The 6,878-nt window shown below is 33.9% G+C and carries 7 protein-coding genes; 1 reads left to right on the top strand and 6 read right to left on the bottom strand.

The genetic code is table 11. The features are described 5' to 3' along the window. Positions 1 to 106 precede the first annotated feature (106 nt). Positions 107 to 898, top strand: a complete 792-nt coding sequence (locus tag CF67_RS02425) for a hypothetical protein (RefSeq protein ID WP_034413951.1) — start codon at positions 107 to 109, stop codon at positions 896 to 898. Between the two features lie 241 nt (positions 899 to 1,139). Here CF67_RS02425 and uspE read toward each other — a convergent pair whose 3' ends face one another. From uspE to ccoP, 6 genes are all read right to left on the bottom strand, one after another. Next, a complete protein-coding gene (gene uspE, locus CF67_RS02420) occupies positions 1,140 to 2,072 on the bottom strand; it encodes a universal stress protein UspE (RefSeq protein ID WP_052538060.1) in 933 nt (310 codons plus the stop codon). Between the two features lie 102 nt (positions 2,073 to 2,174). Continuing rightward, positions 2,175 to 2,849, bottom strand: coding sequence for a sulfite exporter TauE/SafE family protein (locus tag CF67_RS02415; protein ID WP_034413947.1), 675 nt, complete (start codon positions 2,847 to 2,849; stop codon positions 2,175 to 2,177). Continuing rightward, complete coding sequence (gene ccoS / locus CF67_RS02410; RefSeq protein WP_034413945.1) at positions 2,849 to 3,016, bottom strand: cbb3-type cytochrome oxidase assembly protein CcoS; 168 nt, start codon at positions 3,014 to 3,016, stop codon at positions 2,849 to 2,851. Before ccoS ends, CF67_RS02415 begins: the two co-directional genes overlap by 1 nt. 9 nt (positions 3,017 to 3,025) lie before the next feature. Further along, entirely contained in the window at positions 3,026 to 5,386 is a 2,361-nt protein-coding gene (locus CF67_RS02405) for a heavy metal translocating P-type ATPase (RefSeq protein WP_034413943.1), read from the bottom strand. Between the two features lie 4 nt (positions 5,387 to 5,390). After that, positions 5,391 to 5,867, bottom strand: a complete 477-nt coding sequence (locus CF67_RS02400; protein ID WP_034413963.1) for a FixH family protein — start codon at positions 5,865 to 5,867, stop codon at positions 5,391 to 5,393. Between the two features lie 28 nt (positions 5,868 to 5,895). After that, positions 5,896 to 6,876 (bottom strand): cytochrome-c oxidase, cbb3-type subunit III, encoded by a 981-nt coding sequence (gene ccoP, locus CF67_RS02395; RefSeq protein WP_034413931.1) that lies wholly within the window; start codon positions 6,874 to 6,876, stop codon positions 5,896 to 5,898. Between the last annotated feature and the right edge of the window lie 2 nt (positions 6,877 to 6,878).

The raw sequence follows: 6,878 nt of genomic DNA, 5'->3' as shown, positions 1-6,878 counted from the left end.
AAAAAAAATTGATGTCTTCGACGTTATCTGATTTAGCTTTAAAAGCTTCAACTTCTGATCAATACTCTGGGTAGTTTATTTTTATGGATAAACCTCGAATTTTAAAATGAAGAATGATTCTAAAAAAGATTTCAATTTAGGTGGTAGCCTTGAACGAGGTGTTTCTGGTGACTATGAATTAAAAGTTGGAGAGGTATTTAAGGAAGCTTGGAATCATACTATTAGAAATTTTTTATCTTTTTTCCCATCAATTTTAATACTTTTAATTATACAGTTTGGAGTATTTTATATTGCACTTAAGCTACAGCTTGGCGAATTGTCCGAAATTGTTGATTTTTTTCAAAATCCAGGGGTGTTTGATCAGCGTGTTATTCAGGCTATTTTTATAGCAAATTTTAGTTATGAAGTAGTTAGTGCTCCTATTTACGCAGGTATCAGCTTGATGGCAATGAGTCACACTGCTGGTCTATCTACAGAACAACGCCATATTGCTAAGGGCTTGCAGTTTACTGTTCCCGTAATTTTGGCTACTTTATTTAGCTTGATACTTCAAGGAGTGGCTGGGATGGTATTGCCGTTTTTATCTCTTTATTTTTCTTTAGCATTTAGTAACGCAATCTTACTTATTTGTGAAAAAAGGATTTTACCAATACAATCGTTGTTGCTTTCATTGCGTGCTGTAAACAAAAAGATTATTGTGATTGGGAGTATATACTTACTGATAATGTTGATGTTCATCATAGCAGCGGTATTTTATGGAGTTGCTCTAATTTTTGTCATTCCGTTTTTCTTTCATGTTAAAGGTATAATTTATCGGAATATGTTTGGAGTGAAATTAAAAATTATCTCGAACGATGACAACGATAAAAACATTAATTTTCACGTATTTGATGCGTAAGTTTATTTTTATCATGGCATTGGGCACACTTACGAATAACAAAAGGAACCTCAGATAGAAAAAAAGATATTTTTCAAGGTTGAAAAAGGTTCAAAATATATGGAATATGAATACTTCAATTGCTTTATAAGCGATAACGTGCTGGATATAAAAGAGCTTTTGTAGATTACTTCACAGTAATGATTTATTACAAGAGAGCGTTTATGGCTTTTATTATAAAGCCTTAGTTGTCTTGTTCAGTTCAATTGTTCTCATTTAAAGCAGTATATCTTTCTGATTTTAAAATCAAAATATCGCAATCAGTTTTTTTTATAATATTTTCAATATTATTTTCTCCAAAATTAGTAGAGTATGAAGTTGTTTGGTTCATTCCAATGATTAGCATAGCTGCATTAAGTTTTTTAGCAGCCGTAGGAATGACTATCTCAGGTAATCCTTCTTCAATAATTCTTTGCTTTACAGAATCATTGCGTTTTTTTCTTGTTGTTTCTATTGAAATAAAATGGAACTTACATGAAAAATTAGAATAAGCTTTTGGGTTTAGTTTAGATAATCTAGTGTTAGAATTACTGTCGGATACAGAATAGAAATTAATGATATAAGGAGTCAAATTAAATTGCTTAGTAAAGTTGTGTAATTGTTCCATTGTGTAGTGATAAAAGTTTATATCAGCGTTAGTTTCGGGGTTTATCGAACCTAAAATGCTAGCATTCTGTGGCCAGTCTCGACTTTTAACGAACAACAGAGGAGCAGGGCATCCAAGTAGCAACGCGTGATCTGTCGGAGTAAAGATAATTGATTGAAGTGTCTCATGTTTTTGCGTGCTTTTAATTACGATACTATGTGATCCAAGAAAAACTTCCCTAAGAATAGCTTCATGTGGTTTGTTGTGCCATACGACTTTGATGTTAAGTTTGAAATTTTCATTAAAATAAGGTTTTGCTGTTTTATGCATCCATTTTTCGCGTTGATGAATGATCTGTCTACGAATTTTTTCGTGCTCATCTCTAGATAAAATAGATAGCATTTCATAAGAAAAATCATAAACGCACAAAAAAAAGGTAACAGAGCTGGTTGTTTTACTTCGGATCACCATTTCTGCAGCTCGAGCAAATGCCAGCTGCTCATTACGATTAACATCTGCTATGACGAGTAGTTTATCACAATTTTCCACAAGCATTTCTAAAATTGTTTAAAACAGTGTTGATAAAAGAATACCATAATCGACTCAGAAAAGATGTAAGTTAACTAACATCATCAGTAACAATCAGTGAAGTTAAAAACTAATTAGTATCATTATGATTGATTCGTATGCAGTGTAAAGACCATAAATCAGTATAGATAAAGCACCTAAATTTTGATTAAATCTAGTTAATTGAAGCTTTTCAAGATAATTGAAGCTGTAACTGATAAGCAGCATTGTGGGTAGTGTTCCAATACCAAATGAGAGCATAATAATAGCACCGTTTATCATGCTACCTGATGCTGCTGCCCACGTTAATGTGGAATAAACCAACCCACACGGGAACCATCCCCATAGAAATCCCAAAGGGAAAGCATAAAATGGTTTTTTTAAGGGTAAAAATATTTTACCAATAGGTGAAATATGCTTCCAAAAAATTTGTCCTATTTTTTCTATATGTAATAATCCAAACCAGACACGAAAAAGATAAAGTGCCAATATGATCATAAAGATAGCAGATATAAGCCTAAAAAAAACAAGCGAGCTAGTGAGATTGATCATGCATGTGATGGAGGCAAACATTCCACCAATTAGCCCTCCAAAGATCGTATAACTGGATAATCTACCAAAGTTGTAGTACAGAGGAAGGAGGTTATCATGATGCGCTCGGTTTAATGAGAGTGCTGAAGCTATCCCACCACACATTCCTATACAATGTCCAGTACTGACTAGACCGATGAAAAAAGCAATCAAGCAATCTGCATACATTATTTTTTATTTTCAGTATTGTCATTATGATGCTCATCAAATAACACATTATACCCTTGTTGGTCTAAATCCTCAAATTGCCCGTTTTTAACTGCCCATAAAAAAATTACAATAGCTAAGGAAACTAAGATCCAAGCAATTGGAATAAGAATATAAAGGCTTTGCATTTATTCACCTTATTCCTTTAATAAACGAAGAGAGTTGGATAGTACTATAACCGAGCTAGCAGACATACCAACCGCAGCCAAATAAGGTGGAATGAATCCAGTAACGGCTAGAGGCAATACCAATAAGTTATAAGTTAATGACCATGCTAAGTTTTCATAAATAATTTTTCGAGTTTTTAGAGCTAACTCTCTAACCTGTAAAATGCGATCTAATCTGTCACCTAAGAGTATCATATCTGAAGATACTTTTGCTAAATCTGTTCCGCCTCCCATAGCAATTGAAAGGTGTGCAGCGGCTAAAATAGGAGCATCATTAATTCCATCGCCAATCACTAGGGTAATCTCTTTAGTTTTTAGTTTTTCTAAATAGGAAAGTTTTTCATCCGGTTTTAGATCAGCAATAACATTGTCGATGCCGATCGACTTGGCGAGAATATTAGCATTTAAACTAGAATCACCAGTTAGCAAAGTGATTTTAGTTCCTATATTTTTAAAGTAGTCAACAAACCTCTTGCTTTCTGAACGAATAGGATCTGTGTATGTAAATGTAGCAATATGCTTGTTGTCTAATGATAGATAAAAACTGTGCATTTTCACTTTTTTATCTGAATTAAGAGCAAATTTTGCGTTACCAATTTTGAGTAACTTTCCCTTGTAATAAGCTTGCAATCCACAGCCAACAATGTTTTTAACACGTTCAATTTTTAGCGCTTTATTTTGATACTGTTTCAATGCGTGCGCTATGGGATGATTTGTGTACATTTCTAAAGTTCCTGCAATTTCTAAACAGTCTTCTTCAGTAAAAGTTGAGTATGTCGTTATGTCACAAATTTCAATTTGACCATGAGTTAATGTTCCAGTTTTATCTACAATTAAGTGATTTACTTTACAGAAAGTTTCAAAGACATGACTATTGCGTAATAATATTTCTAACTTCCCAGCTCTTGAAGTCGCACAAGTTAAAGCAGTAGGAGTAGCGAGTGAAAGAGCGCATGGACATGTCGAAACAAGTACAGATAGCATGATCCAAAAAGCATCATCTGGTCTAGTTTTATGCCAAAAAATCCAGGTACAAGCAGAAATAATCAAGATTACTGTAACAAAATGACGGGCAACAACATCAGTAATTTCAACTATTTTGGGTTTAGATATTTGAGCTTCATTTTGTAGACGAATGATATTTGAGATCATTGAATTTGATTTTGTAGTGCAAACTTCCAACGTAAATGATTCATTGCCATTCAGAGTGCCAGCATAGACTATATCACCAGGGATTTTTTTTACTGAAATGGATTCGCCAGTTAGCATAGATTCATCAATGTAAACATTGCCTAGTATAATTTTTCCATCAATTGGAATATACTCGTTGGGGAAGACTTGTATTTTTTGACCAATTTTTAAAGCTTTTACCGGGATTTTTTTCCCTTCGCAAGTATTGGCTATATTAGGCGCTAGATTCAAAAGATTAGTACTTACTACGGATTTTTTTCTTGCTCTCATTTCGAGAAAACGTCCGATGAGTAAGAAAAAAGTAAACATAGAGATTGATTCAAAAAATACTTCGCCTTTTTTTGTAATCGTTGCAGTTAAACTAAAAATATATGCAAGAATTAAAGCAATTGAGACAGGAACATCCACTCCTACTACTTTTCCTTTTAAACTTCTCCATGCATTTAAGTAAAAAGGCGACGCTGAGTATAAAAGCACTGGTGTTGTAAAAATGAGGCTAACCCAGCGGAAATAGTTTTTGAACTCAGAGTCAAGATCACCAAAAATTTCTAAGTAAAGGACAATAGCACACATCATAACTTGCATAGTAGCTAAGCCAGCTACACCTAAACGGCAGAGATATTGCCTCATTAATCTATGATATGTAGCTTCTTGATTATTAATTTCAAAGGGTATCGCTTTATATCCTAATTGATGGATCAAAAATAAGAGTGCGCTCAATTTTGTAGATGTGTTATCCCAAGTCAATAATGCTCGATTGGTTGCAATACTAACCCGAATAGAAATAACTCCTTGCTTGTTAGATAATTGTTTTTCAATCAACCAAGCACAAGCAGAACAAGAACTTCCTTCAAGAGCTAATGTAACTTCGGAGATATTCGCATTATTGCGTACAAATTCTGATTGGATTTGCTTGTCATCATAATGAATCAAATTTTGCAGCTGTTCGGGAACAGAGTTCGTTCTTTCAGCATGTGCTGTTCTATATTGATAGTAGGAAGCAAGGCCATTATCCAAGATAGCTTGAGAAACTGTTTGGCACCCCAAGCAGCACATACTTCTAATTTCTCCTAAAATTTTTACTGTGTACCTTTCATTAGTTTTTATATCTTCACCGCAGTGATAGCATGATTTGCGCATGTAATTAATTTATCAATCGTATTGAAGAAGGGAAATTAACTTTGCCTTGAATTATCCAGTGTTCTTCAAGAGGAGTCACTTTAATGAACCATAGACCTGTGAGTTCGTTTTCTAAGAATAAGCGATATTGGTTATTTTCATCTAAATAAACTAAACGAGAAAAATCACGATCTGGCAACGTGCGATTAGTAAAAAATATATGAAGTATTGTTGGATCATACTCTAATTGACCCTTATTTAGAAAAATAAAAACATTTTTTCCTTCAGAATAGATATAAGCAGATAATTCTAGTTTTTTAGCTCTTTGAATTTTAGAAAGATTAGTATTTATACTTGCTGCTTTAGTGTAATAATTGTCAGTGATTAAAGAAACGGAATTTTTAGAAAAGATAACGATGGTAATTACGCTTGCTATTATAGAAGTTAGAGGAAAGAAAATCAGAAACCAAGGCCAAAACTGTTTGTACCAAGGTTTTAGCACAGAAAAATGTTTTATTGAACTGTTATTTTTAATCATTATCTAAATTGCTTAAACTCCATACATAAGCAGCAACAAGTTGTATTTTATCTTCACCTAAAAGATCTTTCCAAGCTGGCATTACACCGGAACGGCCATTCACTATTGTTTCAGTAACGTCAGCACGAGAGCCACCAAATAACCAATTTTGATCGGTTAAATTGGGAGCTCCTAAGGTACTGTTACCTTCTCCATTAGCACCATGGCAAGCAGAACATACAACGAAATGTATCTTACCTGCTTCAGCTTCTCTAGAGTTTACTGAACGACCCGACAAGCTAAGTGTGTAACTAACGATTTCTTTAATTTCTTGTTTATCGAAACGTTCTTTCCAAGAAGGCATAGAACCAATACGCCCTTGCATGATTGTTTCGACAATCTCATGAGGTTTACCACCATATAACCAATCATTGTCTGTAAGATTAGGAAAACCTTTTTGACCGCGAGCATCAGAACCATGGCACTGTGAACAATTTTGAAGAAATAAACGTTGTCCTACTCTTAGGGCGTTAGTATTTTGCGCTATCTTAGGTAAAGTTTGTAAGGTTCTGCTATTTGTTTGATATGCTAAGTTTTTAAACGCTTTGCTAAAATAAGTGTCAGCATCATCAAGTTCTTTTGCGTACTGTACAAGACGCCTATTTTTTTGCGATTCTGCAATAGAAACTTTTGATTCTTGTAAAGATTGAACCGTTTGGTTTGAACTTTGCCACTTCAATATACCTGAAAAATTACCAAGTCCTGGATATAGGATTAGATAAATTGCAGAGAAAAGAAAGGTGCTGATAAACAAATAAGTCCACCATTTTGGAAGAGGATTATTAAGTTCGCGAATACCATCATATTGATGTCCCATATCTTTACCTTCACCAATACCTGTTTTGTTTTGAAAGCACCAAACTAGTAGAGTGGCACAAGAAAGCAAGGTGATAATAGTAATTGCGATAATCCAAATACTCCAAAACTTAGTCATTA

It is taken from the genome of Candidatus Photodesmus blepharonis, assembly GCF_000731795.2.
GTDB classification, from domain to species: domain Bacteria; phylum Pseudomonadota; class Gammaproteobacteria; order Enterobacterales; family Vibrionaceae; genus Vibrio; species Vibrio blepharonis.
Note: the sequence above shows the minus strand (reverse complement) of the source record. Positions and strands in the feature narration are given on the sequence as shown.

Excerpts from the sequence above, each read along its gene's own strand:
- ccoP (WP_034413931.1), bottom strand. The coding sequence starts at position 6,876 with ATGACTAAGTTTTGGAGTATTTGGATTATCGCAATTACTATTATCACC.
- CF67_RS02405 (WP_034413943.1), bottom strand. The coding sequence starts at position 5,386 with ATGCGCAAATCATGCTATCACTGCGGTGAAGATATAAAAACTAATGAA.
- CF67_RS02425 (WP_034413951.1), top strand. The coding sequence starts at position 107 with ATGAAGAATGATTCTAAAAAAGATTTCAATTTAGGTGGTAGCCTTGAA.
- ccoS (WP_034413945.1), bottom strand. The coding sequence starts at position 3,016 with ATGCAAAGCCTTTATATTCTTATTCCAATTGCTTGGATCTTAGTTTCC.
- CF67_RS02415 (WP_034413947.1), bottom strand. The coding sequence starts at position 2,849 with ATGTATGCAGATTGCTTGATTGCTTTTTTCATCGGTCTAGTCAGTACT.